Origin of the sequence: Flavobacterium difficile, assembly GCF_011392115.1 — a bacterium.
GTDB classification, from domain to species: Bacteria; Bacteroidota; Bacteroidia; order Flavobacteriales; family Flavobacteriaceae; genus Flavobacterium; species Flavobacterium difficile.
This window is the reverse complement of sequence record NZ_JAAJBT010000006.1, coordinates 228955-243637: the sequence shown is the minus strand read 5'-3', so window position 1 is coordinate 243637 and position 14683 is coordinate 228955. Positions and strand designations below refer to the sequence as shown.

The following is a 14683-nucleotide window of genomic DNA, read 5'->3' as shown; positions in this document are numbered from 1 at the left end:
TTTTATTCTAAAAACAAAACCCATAGCCCTGATAGTAGCGGCATCTTTTTACAAAAACACCCGAAAGGTTATTAAACTTTCGGGTGGGATTGTAAAAAATATAGCGGAAAGCAGGTTAAAGCTACTAAAAAAAATTATACCTATATAATGTAGCAGTAAACCATACCTATTATAATATAGAAAACTATACCTATATATATTGTAAGAAATATTGGTTTATACTATATTTGCATTTCAATAAAAATTAAACAATGATTAAAGTTACTTTACCCGATGGTTCGGTGAGAGAGTTTGCGCAAGGCGTGACTCCTATGGATGTTGCTAAGAACATTAGCGAAGGATTTGCTAGAAATGTTATTTCGGCTAATTATAATGACACAACGATTGAAACATCTACCCCGTTAACTACCGATGGTAATCTTACCTTATATACATGGAATGACAAAGAAGGTAAAAAAGCTTTTTGGCATTCGACTTCGCATGTAATGGCACAAGCGCTTGAAGAAATGTATGCTGGAATAAAATTAACACTTGGTCCGGCGATTGATAATGGGTTTTATTATGATGTAGATTTCGGAGATAATAAAATTACGGATGCAGATTTCAAAAAGATAGAAGACCGAGTTTTAGAAATTTCAAGAGAGAAACATGAATTTAAAATGCGTGCTGTTACCAAAGCAGAAGCATTGGAGGTTTATAAAGATAACGAATACAAAACAGAATTGATATCTAACTTAGAAGATGGAACGATTACTTTCTGTGATCATGCTAACTTTTTTGACTTGTGTCGTGGTGGACATATTCCTAACACTGGAATTATCAAAGCTGTAAAAATCATGAGTATTGCTGGTGCCTATTGGCGCGGGGATGAAAAAAACAAACAATTGACTCGAGTTTATGGAACATCTTTTCCAAAACAGAAAGATTTAACGGATTATTTAGAACTTTTAGAAGAAGCGAAAAGACGTGATCATAGAAAATTAGGAAAAGAATTAGATCTATTCCATTTTTCACAACGTGTAGGACAAGGTTTACCTTTATGGTTACCTAAAGGTGCAGCGTTACGTGATAGATTAGAGCAATTTTTAAAGAAAGCGCAAAAGAAAGCAGGTTACGAACAAGTGGTTACTCCACATATTGGACAGAAAGAATTATATGTTACTTCTGGACATTATGCAAAATATGGTGCAGATAGTTTCCAACCGATAACTACTCCAGCTGAAGGCGAAGAGTTTTTATTAAAACCGATGAACTGCCCGCATCACTGTGAAATATATAATTCTAGACCATGGTCGTATAAAGATTTACCAAAGCGTTATGCAGAATTTGGTACAGTTTATAGATATGAACAATCTGGTGAATTACATGGTTTAACTCGTGTTAGAGGATTTACACAAGATGATGCACATATTTTCTGTACGCCAGATCAATTAGATGCGGAATTTAAAAACGTTATAGATTTAGTACTATATGTATTTGGTTCATTAGGATTTGAAAACTTTACAGCACAAGTTTCTGTTAGAGATTTAAGTAATCCTGATAAATATATTGGAAGCGTTGAAAACTGGGAAAAAGCAGAAAATGCCATTATTAGTGCTGCTAAAGACAAAGGTTTAAATTATGTTATCGAAGCTGGTGAAGCTGCCTTTTATGGTCCGAAGTTGGACTTTATGGTAAAAGATGCTTTAGGAAGAAGTTGGCAATTAGGAACCATACAAGTAGATTACAACCTACCAGAACGTTTTGAATTATCTTACAAAGGAGCAGATGATAAATTACACAGACCAGTAATGATTCACAGAGCGCCATTTGGTTCGATGGAGAGATTCATTGCCATTTTACTAGAACATACTGCAGGAAATTTCCCACTTTGGTTAATGCCAGAACAAGCTATTATATTAAGTTTAAGTGAGAAATATGAAAAATATGCAAAAAAAGTTTTAGATTTGCTGGAAATTCACGAAATTCGCGCCCTAATTGACAACCGAAATGAAACAATCGGGAAGAAAATTAGAGAAGCAGAAATGCAGAAAATGCCGTTTATGCTGATTGTTGGTGAAGAAGAAGAGAAAAACGGAACCATTTCTGTCCGTAGAAATGGACAAGAAGGAAAAGGAAATATTACAGTTACAATTGAGGAATTTGCCAAAATTGTAACTGAAGAAATAAACAAAACATTGAAACAATTTTAAAGTTTAACTAAAATTACAGAGTCATAGCAATTAGAAAAGGTAGAGGGAGTTACACTCCTAGAGTAGAAAAAGTAGCAGCACATCGTATTAATAATTTAATTAGAGGTGTAGCTGAAGTACGATTAGTAGGTGAAAATATAGAACCTGGAGTTTACAAATTGGCTGATGCATTACGTTTTGCAGAAGAACAAGAAGTAGACTTAGTTGAAATTTCTCCAAATGCAGAGCCACCTGTTTGTAAATTGATGGATTATGGAAAATTCTTATACCAACAAAAGAAAAGGGAAAAAGAATTAAAAGCCAAATCCAGTCAGGTTGTAATAAAGGAAATTCGTTTCGGACCTCAAACGGATGAACATGATTATGAATTTAAGAAAAAGAATGCTTTAAAGTTTTTACAAGAAGGTTCTAAGTTAAAAGCATTTGTATTCTTTAAAGGACGTTCTATCATCTATAAAGAGCAAGGACAAATTTTATTGTTACGTCTAGCCCAAGATTTAGAGGAATACGGTAAGGTTGAAAGTATGCCTGTTTTAGAAGGAAAACGTATGATTATATACATTGCTTCTAAAAAGAAAGTGAAATAAGGCTTTTAGAAATGTGCATAAGTAAATTGCTATAAAAGCTTTAAACTTAATGCTAAATGCCAAAAGCTATTAAGATAGTAAGTAAGAATAAATTAAATACCTAGGAAAAAATGCCTAAAATGAAAACAAAATCTAGTGCTAAGAAACGATTTAAAGTTACTGGTTCTGGAAAAATCAAAAGAAAACACGCTTTTAAGAGTCACATCTTAACGAAAAAATCTAAAAAGCGTAAATTAGCTTTAACTCACTCTGGTTTAGTTCATAAAACAGATGAGAGAAGCATTAAACAACAATTAAATATTATTTAATTCGTTTGTTTGGTTAAAACAATTTAATAACCCTGGAGTAGGCAATTGAAGTACAAAGTTAGAAGTACAAAATTAAAAGTGATTAACAAACCGCCTCACTACAAAAAACATTTAAAATTATGCCAAGAGCAGTAAATTCAGTAGCTACAAGAGCTAAAAGAAAAAGAGTATTAAAACAAGCAAAAGGATTCTTCGGAAGACGTAAAAACGTTTGGACAGTAGCTAAAAATGCGGTAGAAAAAGCTATGGCTTATGCATACCGTGATAGAAAGCAAAAGAAAAGAAATTTCCGTGCATTATGGATCATGCGTATCAACGCTGGTGCAAGATTACATGGGATGAGCTATTCTCAGTTTATGGGTAAAGTTAAAGCTAACAATATCGAATTGAACCGTAAAGTTCTTGCAGATTTAGCTATGAACCACTCAGAAGCATTTGCAGCTATCGTAAATAAAGTGAAATAATCAACGTTTAATCATATTTATTCTTACTTATACAAAATCCCAATTGAAAAGTTGGGATTTTTTGTTTCTAAAAATTACTAAACCTATTTTATTAATCGTAAATTTGCCACTTACAATAGTATATGGAAAACAATGAAACAAACCTGTATTTTGAAGGTTTACACTTAAGAAACAAACATATTGGAAGATATGATTTTGTACAATTAATTAAAACGCATCCCGATTTAAACTTACATTTATTCTTAAATAAAGCTGGAGAAAAGTCTATTGATTTTTCAAATCCAATTGCAGTAAAAGCTTTAAACAAAGCCTTATTAATGCATTTTTACAATTTAGAATATTGGAACATTCCAAAAACAAACCTTTGTCCTCCTATTCCAGGAAGAGCAGAATACATTCATCATATTGCCGATTTATTAGCTACTTCAAATAATGGTGAAATTCCAATAGGAAACCGAGTAAGAATATTAGATATTGGCGTGGGTGCAAATTGCATTTATCCAATTATTGGAAATCATGAATATGGTTGGACATTCGTAGGAACAGAAGTCGACAAACAATCTCTTTTGTCTGCAGAAACGATTTTAAGCAAAAATCCAAAACTGAAAGAAAATGTCACCATCCGTTTCAACGACAACAAACGAAATGTTTTAAAATATATGATAGAATCGGAAGAAGTTTTCGATTTTGTAATTTGTAATCCTCCTTTTCACTCTTCAGCTGAGGAAGCTGCAAAAGGCTCTTTACGAAAAAATAAAAATTTAGGACAGAAAGTAAGCAACAAACCTGTTTTAAACTTTAGTGGACAAAATAATGAATTATGGTGTGAAGGCGGTGAATTAGGTTTCGTGACAAATTTAATTTACGAAAGTGTTCATTTTAAAAATCAATGTAAATGGTTTAGTACTATTGTTTCCAAAAAAACGAATCTAAAACCATTATATAAACAAATAAAGAAAGTTGGTGTTAAAAATAGTACTACACTTCATTTGACAAACGGCAACAAAACTACACAAATTATTTGCTGGCAGTTTTAATAAACATTTTATTATTAGATGATAAACTAAATTTGGATTCTTTTAATGTGTTAGTAAAAAAAATATATTTAGTAAAAAACATAAAAAAATAAAAAATACTAACAAAACATAACCAAAATTTACATTTTTAAAAACTAATAATATTTTGTTTTCATTGATTTGCACCTCACTTTTCATACTTCATAATTTAATACCATAAATTTAGATATATAAGAGACTTGAGTGAAAAAAAATGTCATGAAGTGCTTATTTTAATACATGAAACACTATAATTTATTTATAAATAAAATTGCCATAAAAAAACCTGACACATCATTATGTATCAGGTTTTTTATTTTTTCAAAATATTTTTTCAGTACCTATTTGGTAATGTAAATATCAAAAATCAGAAACAAATTATATCTTAATTAAAAACCTCTTCCTTTTCGCCATCATAGCTCGCAAAAACCATACTTGGATGTGAATCTTGATGAAAAACGTTTCCTTTCGAATCGATTGCAATTGCTCCCGCAAAACCATCATATGGTAATAATTCGTCAAAGGTTTTAGCAAAAGCCTCTTGTAAAGTAAAACCATCAGTAACTCGAGTTACAATCTTTGCTGCTGTAGCGTTACTAACGATGTCTTCTCCTACTCCTGTTAAACTCACTCCACAAAACGAATTGGCATAATTTCCAGCAACAGTAGCCGAATCAGAAATTCTTCCTACCAATTCAAAACCTTTTCCTCCAGTTGAAGTGGCTACAGCAATTTTTCCTTCTTTATCTAAAGCTACACAACCCACAGTTCCTAATCCTAACGATTGTACTTTGGCTTCGTATTCTGCTCTTCGCTGTGGAATTTCAGTAGAAAACACTTCAAATCCATGTTGTCTTGCGTAGTTTGTTGCCCCACTTCCACCTAAAATTCTATCGTCTTCTTTCATTAGTACTTCTGCAACTTGAATAGGATTTTTAACGTTTTCAATGTTAATTACACCGCTCATTCTCTGAGTTGCTCCATTCATTAAAGCGGCACTCATACGTATTTTCCCGTCGCTTTGTATTTGAGAACCAATTCCTGCATTAAATAACGCATCATCTTCTAACATAGAAACAGCATAAACCACAGTTTCCAATGCTGAATGCGTTTTTAAATATTCGTAAGATGCTTTTACAATTCGAAGTAAAGCTTCTTGCTTAGCTACTTTAGTTTCGTTATTTGTAGACGATTCCGAAAAGAAACCACCGTGAATTATTATTTTCATACTTGTTGAAAATTTAAAAACACAGATTAAAGAAATTATATAAACTTTAAAAATTTCCTGAATCTGTGTTCTAAAATGAATAATTGTAAATTAAATATATTGCGAACTCTTAATCGTCATTTTAAACGTATCTAAATCGAACGTGTCGTTTTTACTCATCACGTGAGTTACCAAATGATTGATAGAAATCGGTTCTCCTAATTCAATTTGAGTTAAGTTCGTGTCTTTAATCTCTCTTCCGTCAACTAAAATCACTAAACCTGAACCAATGGCTTCCATTTGACGACCATTTGTGATTAACAAACCTGTATCTTCTCCCAAACCTATTCCTAATACTTTCGGATTACCTACAACCGCCTGAAACAAACGTCCAATTCTTCCGCGTTGTACAAAATGCGTATCGATAATTACACCATCAATTAAACCTAAACCAGAAGTAATTTTCACTTCACCTTTCAATAAAGCTTCACTACTACTTCCTTGGTAAATCATGTTATTCGATGCCGCAGCTGCACCAGCCGAAGTTCCTGCATATATAAACTCTTCGTTTTTATATTTGTCAATTAACATGTCGTCAAATGCTGTTCCACCTAAAATGGAAGTCAATCGCAATTGATCACCACCTGTAAACATTACCACATCGGCAGCTTTTAATCGAGCTAAAACTTCAGGATCTGTTGCTTGTTCTCTTTTTTCAATATAAAGTACATCTACATTTGAAGCGCCTAAAAAGTTTAAAGCTTTTACATATTCTGGACCAATTTCTCTTGGTATTTTAGAAGCTGTAGTAATTACTTCAATTCTAGACTCTTTTTTATGCTTAGATTCGTCAATAATTCTCTTTAAAATTCCTTTTTCAAAAAAGTTTAAATTATTACTTGCATTCTTATCTAAATCGGTTTCTGTAAAACTCCCTTTATCAACCGCACCGCCAATTATGACTAATTTTCCTTGTATATTCATTTGGTAAAAATAGCCAAAAAGTTAAATAATCCAAATCTATTTTCTTTTTTTGAAGCAAAACTTATTGCATACTTTTCAACAATTATACCGCTATCCACTATATCTCCAATGAAAAATTAGAGGATAACGTGAAACTTGTCTCGTTAATAAAACGAGAGCGGGGCTAAAATACATAAAATCAAATTCTTAAGACATTTCCATAAAATAATCTCAATAAAAACATTTCGAAATAATAAAAAATTCCTATTTTTAACAAAATTCATTACAAAATACCATACCAAAATGAAAATAGACAAAATTCAAGCCCTACGTGGACCAAACATCTGGAGTGTACAACGCAAAAAATTAATCCAAATGCGCTTGGATTTGGAAGAAATGGAACAATTTCCTACCAATAAAATAGAAGGTTTTCGCGAACGTATTGAAGCCATGTTTCCAACAATGATTGAACACCGTTGTTCGGAAGGTTGTCGTGGTGGCTTTTTCTCTCGAGTAGATCGTGGTACTTGGATGGGTCATGTTATCGAACATATTGCTCTAGAAATTCAAACTCTTGCAGGAATGGAAACCGGATTCGGAAGAACTCGCGAAACCAAAACTCCTGGTGTCTATAATGTAGTGTTTAGTTACACTGAAGAAAATGTAGGTTTATTTGCAGCAGAAAGTGCAGTAGCCATCGCCGAAGCTTTAATTGCTGGAACACCTTATGATGTAGAAGCGGATATTCAAAAAATGCGTGAAATCCGTGAACGTGTTCGTTTAGGACCTTCAACAGGAAGTATCGTAGAAGAAGCCGTAGCACGTGATATTCCATGGATTCGTTTAGGAACCAATTCACTAGTACAATTAGGTTACGGTGTCAATCAAATGCGTTTTCAAGCTACAATTACTTGTAAAACCAGTAATATTGCCGTAGACATTGCCTGTAATAAAGAAGAAACCAAACGCATGTTAGCCAATGCTTCAATTCCAGTTGCAAGTGGCGGAATTTGTGTAGATGAAGAAGATTTAGATGCTGTAATTAAGAAAATCGGATTCCCTATCGTTATCAAACCCTTAGATGGAAATCACGGAAAAGGCGCATCGATAAACGTAAAAAATAGAGAAGATGCTATTGCTGGTTTAGCTCATGCCAAAAATTATAGTCGTAGAGTAATTGTAGAAAAATTTATTACTGGTTTTGACTTTAGGGTTTTAATTATCGATAATAAATTAGTTGCAGCCGCAAAACGCGAACCTGCTCACGTAAAAGGAAACGGAAAAGACAACATTCAGCAATTAATTGATGAAACCAATAAAGACCCAAGAAGAGGTTACGGACACGAAAATGTACTAACTCAAATTGATGTGGATAGAGATACCACAGATTTATTAGAAAAATTAGGATATACTTTAGAAACGGTTCCTAAAAAAGATGAAATTGTGTATTTAAAATCGACTGCTAATTTAAGTACTGGTGGAACTTCTGTGGATGTAACTGACATGATGCATCCTGAAAATATTTTCCTTTGTGAACGAATTTCTCGTGTGATTGGATTAGATATTTGTGGTGTAGATATTATGGCTGAAAATTTAACACAACCGCTAAAAGAAAATGGTGGTTGTATTTTAGAAGTGAATGCCGCACCTGGTTTCCGTATGCACTTAGCGCCTTCAGAGGGCTTACCTAGAAACGTTGCGGCTCCTGTAATTGACATGTTGTATCCGCAAGGAAAACCGAGTAGAATTCCAATTATTGCTGTTACAGGTACAAATGGAAAAACTACTACTACCCGATTAATAGCTCATATTGTTAAAAATAATGGCTATCGAGTTGGATTTACAACTTCGGATGGAATTTATGTTCAAAATCATTTGATGGAAAAAGGTGATACGACTGGACCTATTTCTGCAGAATATATTTTAAAAGATCCAACCGTTGAATTTGCAGTTCTAGAAACCGCACGTGGTGGAATTTTGAGAGCTGGTTTAGGATTTTCTAGATGCGATATTGGAATTATAACAAATATTCAAGAAGATCATTTAGGTTTAGCCGATATTCATACTTTAGATGATTTAGCCCGTGTAAAAGCTACTGTTGTTAGAAGTATTAAAAAAGACGGTTGGGCGATTTTAAATGCCGAAGACGAATACTGTTTAAAAATCGCTAAAGACTTAAGTTGCAATATTGCTTATTTCAGTTTAGACGAAAATAATCCAACTGCATTAAAATTAGCTAAAGAAGGCAAAATTGTAGCCGTTTATGAAAACGGTTTCATCACCATTAAAAAAGGAGAATGGAAAATTCGTGTAGAAAAAGCCACACATGTTCCTTTAACTTTAGGTGGAAAAGCGAAATTTATGATTGCCAATGTACTTGCAGCAACATTAGCTGCTTATTTACAAGGCTTTAAAACGGAAGACATTAGCTTATCCTTACAAACATTTGTACCAAGTGCTGCACAAACTCCAGGTAGAATGAATATTTTCGATTTTAAAAAATTCAAAGTTTTAATTGATTTTGCTCACAATCCAGCTGGATATCGAGGAATTGAAGAATATTTAGAAAGTGTAGCAGCAACCAAAAAAATCGGAATTATTGCTGGTGTGGGCGACAGACGCGATGAAGACATAAAAGAATGCGCTAAAATTGCAGGAAGAATGTTCGATCATATTATCATTCGTCAAGAGAAACATTTAAGAGGTAGAACGGAAAAAGAAATTAACAGTTTAATTTTAGCTGGAATTGCAGAAAGTGGAAGAAATGTAACTACTGAAATTATTACAATGGAAGTAGAAGCCTTAAAACATGCCATGGAAAACGCAGAAGATGGAAGCTTCATCACAGCATTGAGTGATGTTATTACAAATGCTATTGAAACTGTTCAAGAATATTTAGATAAAGAAAACGAAGAAAGTAAAGTATAGATTATTAGACCTGATAGGTTTTTTAAACCTGTCAGGTTTTCTTTATTGTGCATACTAGAAAATTGACATGCCTGTTTTTGTTGTAAGTTCCTCTAAAACATACATACCTAATTCGGAATTCCCGTTCGAATTTAAACGTGGACTCCAAGTAGAAACAATAAACTGCTTAGGTAATAAAGCAACGATACCACCACCTACTCCACTTTTTCCAGGTAAACCAACACGAAAAGTAAATTCTCCTGATTCATCATAAAATCCACATGTTTGCATTAAAGCATTCATTCTTTTAACTTGACTTTTATTTATAATCTGTTTACCGGATTGTGAAATACCTTCATTTGCAAAAAAATAAAATGCTTGAGTTAATTCTCTACAAGACATCGATATAGCACATTGATGGAAATAAAAATCCAAAACTTCATCTACATCATTTTGTAAATTACCAAAAGATTTTAAAAAATTAGCCAAAGCTGCGTTTCTAAAACCTGAATTTTTTTCAGAAATTGCCACACTTTCATCAAAATTAATGGTTCGTATTCCAGAAGATACTCTAATAAAACTTAAGAAATCTTCTTTTGGATTTTTCAAATGTGATACTAAAATATCTGCAATTACGATCGCACCAGCGTTTATGAATGGATTTCGAGGAATTCCTTTTTCGTATTCTAATTGCACTAAAGAATTAAAAGCTGTACCCGAAGGTTCCACGCCAACTCTTTCCCAAATTTTTTCACCCAAAAGCGAGATGGCTAAAGTTAATGATAGAACTTTGGAAATCGATTGAATGGAAAAACGTTCCTCCGAATCGCCAATACTAAAATTTTCTCCATTAATTGTGGTTAAACTTATTCCCAATTTATTTGGATTAATCTCTGATAATTCAGGAATATAAGAAGCAACTTTACCAATTTTAGGTTGTAAAATGGAAGCTTTATAGATATCATCTAGTATGTGCTGGTAGTTCATTGGGCTTACTTTAAGAGCAAATATAAATAAAAAAGGCTACAATTTCTTGCAGCCTTTATATATTATGAATTGATTACCAAACGGAAACCTTCACCGTGAATGTTTAAAATTTCTACACGTTCATCTGGTTTTAAATATTTTCTCAATTTAGCGATATATACGTCCATACTTCTTGAAGTAAAGTAATTATCGTCTCTCCAAATTTTTGTTAAAGCCAGTTCACGCGGCATCAAATCATTTTCGTGTAACGCTAACATTTTTAATAATTCTGATTCTTTCGGTGATAATTTAATCGGTTCTTCATTACCAAAAGTTAAGAATCTCAATTTGGAATTCAGATGAAATTTACCAATTGTAAATTCAAAAACAGTTGAATCAGGCTTAGTTTCGGTTGCTTTTCTTTGAATAATTGCTTTAATTTTCATTAATAGCACTTCCGAATCGAAAGGTTTGTTTAAATAATCGTCTGCTCCTACTTTATAACCTTTCAAAACATCTTCTTTTAATGTCTTTGCAGTTAAGAAAATGATTGGCACTTCTGCATTTTTTTCTCTGATTTCTCTAGCTAAAGTATAACCATCTTTATAAGGCATCATGACATCCAAAATACATAAATCGTAAGTATCTTTTTTGAATTTTTCAAAACCTTCCATTCCGTTTTTAGCTAATGTTACTTCAAAATCATTTAATGATAAATAATCTCTTAAAACAGATCCGAAATTTGGATCATCTTCTACTAATAATATTTTTTTTGTTTCCATATCTTAATTTATTAATGGCAATTTAATTATAAATGTGCTCCCTTTTCCTTTTTCACTTTCCACAAAAACCTCGCCATTATGGTCGTCGATTATTTGTTTTACATATGCTAATCCTAATCCGTGACCTTTAACATTGTGTAAGTCACCTGTATGTTCTCTAAAGAATTTTTCAAAAACCTTCTTTTGTACTGCTTTTGACATTCCAATTCCATTATCTTCAATTTTTATAAGAACATAATCTTTTATATTTTCTGTATATACGTTAATTATCGGCCTATCGGATGAATACTTCATTGCGTTATCTAAAATGTTAACCAAAACATTAGTAAAATGCACATCATTTAAAAGTACAGTGGTTCTTGTGGCATTAAAATGTGTATGAACTTCACCTTCCTTATCTTCTAAAATTAAACTGATATGATCAATAGCATCTTCAATAAACTCGGTTAATTCTTGTGGCTCTTTATCTATGTTTAATTCATTTCTTTCTAATTTCGAAATCCTAAGAACATTTTCAACTTGAGCATGCATTCTTTTGTTTTCATCTTTTATCATTTGAAGATATTTTTGAACCTTGTCTTTATCATCAATGATTTTTGGATTCTTTATAGCATCTAAAGCTAGGTTAATAGTCGCAATAGGTGTTTTAAATTCGTGAGTCATGTTATTGATGAAATCTGTTTTTATTTCAGAAATCTGTTTTTGCATGATCAATTGTTTTAAGGCACTTGTATAGGTTACCAAAATAATTACCACAAATAATAGTGTTAAAATTGTCATTGGCAACAAAGAATAAAATACAAAATTCGTTTTATTAGGAAACCTTAATAATAATTTATAATCCGTTTTACCATCTGCATCTAACAATATTGGGATGCTGTAAGTTGTGCATTTATCATATCTAAATTCTTCCGACTTCACTTTAGTTGCCAAGCCATTTTTATATACGGCAAATTCATAAGGTGTATTTAATTCCGATTTATATAACTCAAAATTTAATACATCGTTCACTAACTTTGACGAAATTCTCTTTTGAATTTGTCGTTGTGAAACTATATCTCTAAAAAGCAATTCAAACTGAACTCTATCTAAAATATCAAGTCGTGTAGTCTTTTCTATATTTACATTTGGTTTCGAACCAAAAGCCATTCCAGAACCATCAAGAGAATTGTCTTTATATATTTGAGATTTTCTTTTAGCTGTATAATCTTTAATTCCTAATGAATTTGAATTTTTATCAAAGATCGAACCATTAACACCGAAATCTTCAGGGATAATTGTGTTGGTATAAATTAAAACTTCTTTAGAATTAGAATCTTTTTCGTAATAAAAAAGCTTTATTAATTGCTCTTTTTTTGGTTCTTTTCCTGTACTATCTTTAAACTTTTTTACGGATGCAATAAAATCAGAAATTTCCTTATCATCTAATTTTTCAGATACATTTTCAAGAACTACAAGTGCATGATGTCTGAACTGTTCATCATTTTTTTGAAAAGAACTGTTAATCCAATACAATTGAACTAAAATAATTCCAATTAAGGAAATACTCATCAAAAAAACTAATATTCTAAACCTTGTTTTATTCATTATAGCAAAGTTAAGATGTAAATAGCTACTGTTAAAACAATTAACCAATATTTAACAAATATGTTAAAATTTAAATTTTCTTTAAAATTTCAATCAAATTATCGACTGTTTTATACGTTATATTTAAATTTTCATTTGTTATAACATAAGTTGCTAATTTGATTTTTTCTTCTTCAGGAAGTTGATTATTAATGATTTGAAGAATATTTTCTCTAGAAGTTTTGTCTCTTTCTAGGACTCGTTTAATTCTTGTTTCTATAGGAGCAGTTACTAATATAGTAGCATCACAATATTGTTGCCCATTTGTTTCAAATAAAATAGCAACTTCTTTAATGATAAATTTAGATTTTTTATTTTTATTTAACCAATTTTCAAAATCTGATTTTACTCTCGGATGAATAATCCTATTAAGCAGATTTAATTTGCTTTTATTGTTAAAAACTAATTCTCTGATTAATTTTCTATTTAAAAACCCGTTATTTTGAACTACATTTTCATCCGGAAAAATTGCTTTTACTTCCTCAATTACGATTTTATCATTCATAATCGCTTTAGCGGCTTCATCTGCAATATATACAGGAATACCTTTTGAAGCAAAATAATTGGCTACCGTTGTTTTTCCACTACCAATTCCGCCTGTAAGTCCAATAATTTTAGTCATTTATCGTTTAAAAAATAGTTTTGGAAATGCAATTTCAGGTTGTTGTTTTAAAATATGAACTTTAAAATAAGATTGTAAAAAACCTTTTCCATAACCATAAAACTGAATTACAGCAGCGATTACACTATATGAAGCAATTGTAAGAGAATTGTTTTGTAACAAAGAAGCTGTAAACAACATAAAAAAATAGAAAATATAGCAGTAAAGAAAGTAAGGAAAATTAAATAACAAACAGAAAATTGAAAGTAAAAAACCTAACAAAAACAATGTTGGAAACCAAAAAGTAATTTTAGCATATTCCGGATACCACGAATTTAAAATAGGTCTAGCTAAACCAAATTTATTAACTTGGATGTAAAACTTGTTCCAATCGATTCTACGTTTATGGTATACGAAAGCATTAGAAATTAACTTGGTTTTAAAATCCATTTTCCATAATCGTATTGATAAATCTGGATCTTCACCAGGGTGAATATTTCCGAAACCGTTTGAAGCCTCAAAAGCTTTTTTAGACAATCCCATATTAAAACTTCTGGGTTGAAATTTATCTAGTTTTTCACTTCCACCTCTAATTCCACCTGTAGTTAAAAAAGAGGTCATTGTAAAATTAATTGCCTTTTGTACGTTAGAAAAAGAATCTAAAGCAGCATCAGGACCACCAAAACAATCTACATAATTTACCGTTAACTCTTCTTCAATAGTTTGCAAATAAGTAGCAGGAATTATACAATCCGAATCTAAAATTATAAAATAATCGCCTTTCGCCATTTTCATTCCATAATTTCTAGAATCTCCAGGACCAGAATTTGATTTAAAATAATAACTTATATTTAATGAACTATATTTTTCAATAATAAATTTACAAGGAATTGAAGAACCATCTTCAATAATTACAATTTCGTATTTAGCAGTATAAGTTTGCTTGGTTAAACTTTGTAGAAGTTCATCAATTTCATCCGGACGATTAAAAATCGGTATAATTAAAGAAAAATACATGATATAAT

At 31.5% G+C, this 14683-nt stretch carries 13 protein-coding genes; 6 read left to right on the top strand and 7 right to left on the bottom strand.

Annotated elements, in window-relative coordinates:
- Positions 1-251: 251 nt before the first annotated feature.
- The 5 genes from thrS to rlmF all read left to right on the top strand — a co-directional run bounded on the left by thrS (position 252) and on the right by rlmF (position 4588).
- The gene (thrS, locus tag G4D72_RS11135) at positions 252-2192 is read left to right on the top strand and encodes a threonine--tRNA ligase (RefSeq protein WP_166077777.1); all 1941 of its coding nucleotides are present in this window, start codon (positions 252-254) and stop codon (positions 2190-2192) included.
- An 86-nt stretch (positions 2193-2278) separates the two neighbouring features.
- Complete coding sequence (gene infC, locus G4D72_RS11130; RefSeq protein WP_317165246.1) at positions 2279-2779, top strand: translation initiation factor IF-3; 501 nt, start codon at positions 2279-2281, stop codon at positions 2777-2779.
- A gap of 110 nt (positions 2780-2889) precedes the next feature.
- On the top strand, positions 2890-3087 hold the full coding sequence (rpmI, locus tag G4D72_RS11125) for a 50S ribosomal protein L35 (protein WP_008256922.1): 198 nt from the start codon (positions 2890-2892) through the stop codon (positions 3085-3087).
- Positions 3088-3206: 119 nt separating this feature from the next.
- Positions 3207-3551 carry a 50S ribosomal protein L20 gene (rplT, locus tag G4D72_RS11120; protein WP_166077776.1) on the top strand — a complete coding sequence of 115 codons (345 nt, stop codon included), beginning with the start codon at positions 3207-3209 and terminating at the stop codon, positions 3549-3551.
- Positions 3552-3673: 122 nt separating this feature from the next.
- Positions 3674-4588: a 23S rRNA (adenine(1618)-N(6))-methyltransferase RlmF gene (gene rlmF, locus G4D72_RS11115; protein ID WP_166077775.1), complete on the top strand. Its 915-nt coding sequence runs from the start codon at positions 3674-3676 to the stop codon at positions 4586-4588.
- 403 nt (positions 4589-4991) lie between these two features.
- Here rlmF and G4D72_RS11110 read toward each other — a convergent pair whose 3' ends face one another.
- Both G4D72_RS11110 and G4D72_RS11105 read right to left on the bottom strand, forming a co-directional pair.
- Entirely contained in the window at positions 4992-5834 is an 843-nt protein-coding gene (locus tag G4D72_RS11110; RefSeq protein WP_166077773.1) for an isoaspartyl peptidase/L-asparaginase, read from the bottom strand.
- A gap of 90 nt (positions 5835-5924) precedes the next feature.
- Complete coding sequence (locus G4D72_RS11105) at positions 5925-6797, bottom strand: cyanophycinase (RefSeq protein WP_166077772.1); 873 nt, start codon at positions 6795-6797, stop codon at positions 5925-5927.
- 282 nt (positions 6798-7079) lie between these two features.
- Between G4D72_RS11105 and cphA the strand changes: the two genes are divergently transcribed.
- A complete protein-coding gene (gene cphA, locus G4D72_RS11100; protein WP_166077771.1) occupies positions 7080-9704 on the top strand; it encodes a cyanophycin synthetase in 2625 nt (874 codons plus the stop codon).
- Between the two features lie 54 nt (positions 9705-9758).
- Here cphA and G4D72_RS11095 read toward each other — a convergent pair whose 3' ends face one another.
- From G4D72_RS11095 to G4D72_RS11075, 5 genes are all read right to left on the bottom strand, one after another.
- Positions 9759-10670, bottom strand: a complete 912-nt coding sequence (locus G4D72_RS11095; RefSeq protein WP_166077770.1) for a glutaminase — start codon at positions 10668-10670, stop codon at positions 9759-9761.
- Between the two features lie 62 nt (positions 10671-10732).
- Positions 10733-11431, bottom strand: coding sequence for a response regulator transcription factor (locus G4D72_RS11090; RefSeq protein ID WP_166077769.1), 699 nt, complete (start codon positions 11429-11431; stop codon positions 10733-10735).
- Positions 11432-11434: 3 nt separating this feature from the next.
- Entirely contained in the window at positions 11435-13018 is a 1584-nt protein-coding gene (locus tag G4D72_RS11085) for a sensor histidine kinase (RefSeq protein WP_166077768.1), read from the bottom strand.
- A gap of 70 nt (positions 13019-13088) precedes the next feature.
- Positions 13089-13679, bottom strand: coding sequence for a dephospho-CoA kinase (coaE, locus tag G4D72_RS11080; protein ID WP_166077767.1), 591 nt, complete (start codon positions 13677-13679; stop codon positions 13089-13091).
- Positions 13680-14675, bottom strand: a complete 996-nt coding sequence (locus G4D72_RS11075; protein ID WP_166077766.1) for a glycosyltransferase — start codon at positions 14673-14675, stop codon at positions 13680-13682. It abuts the gene before it with no gap.
- Between the last annotated feature and the right edge of the window lie 8 nt (positions 14676-14683).

Excerpts from the sequence above, each read along its gene's own strand:
- G4D72_RS11085 (WP_166077768.1), bottom strand. The coding sequence starts at position 13,018 with ATGAATAAAACAAGGTTTAGAATATTAGTTTTTTTGATGAGTATTTCC.
- rplT (WP_166077776.1), top strand. The coding sequence starts at position 3,207 with ATGCCAAGAGCAGTAAATTCAGTAGCTACAAGAGCTAAAAGAAAAAGA.
- G4D72_RS11110 (WP_166077773.1), bottom strand. The coding sequence starts at position 5,834 with ATGAAAATAATAATTCACGGTGGTTTCTTTTCGGAATCGTCTACAAAT.
- G4D72_RS11075 (WP_166077766.1), bottom strand. The coding sequence starts at position 14,675 with ATGTATTTTTCTTTAATTATACCGATTTTTAATCGTCCGGATGAAATT.
- cphA (WP_166077771.1), top strand. The coding sequence starts at position 7,080 with ATGAAAATAGACAAAATTCAAGCCCTACGTGGACCAAACATCTGGAGT.
- coaE (WP_166077767.1), bottom strand. The coding sequence starts at position 13,679 with ATGACTAAAATTATTGGACTTACAGGCGGAATTGGTAGTGGAAAAACA.
- G4D72_RS11090 (WP_166077769.1), bottom strand. The coding sequence starts at position 11,431 with ATGGAAACAAAAAAAATATTATTAGTAGAAGATGATCCAAATTTCGGA.
- rpmI (WP_008256922.1), top strand. The coding sequence starts at position 2,890 with ATGCCTAAAATGAAAACAAAATCTAGTGCTAAGAAACGATTTAAAGTT.
- rlmF (WP_166077775.1), top strand. The coding sequence starts at position 3,674 with ATGGAAAACAATGAAACAAACCTGTATTTTGAAGGTTTACACTTAAGA.
- thrS (WP_166077777.1), top strand. The coding sequence starts at position 252 with ATGATTAAAGTTACTTTACCCGATGGTTCGGTGAGAGAGTTTGCGCAA.
- G4D72_RS11105 (WP_166077772.1), bottom strand. The coding sequence starts at position 6,797 with ATGAATATACAAGGAAAATTAGTCATAATTGGCGGTGCGGTTGATAAA.
- G4D72_RS11095 (WP_166077770.1), bottom strand. The coding sequence starts at position 10,670 with ATGAACTACCAGCACATACTAGATGATATCTATAAAGCTTCCATTTTA.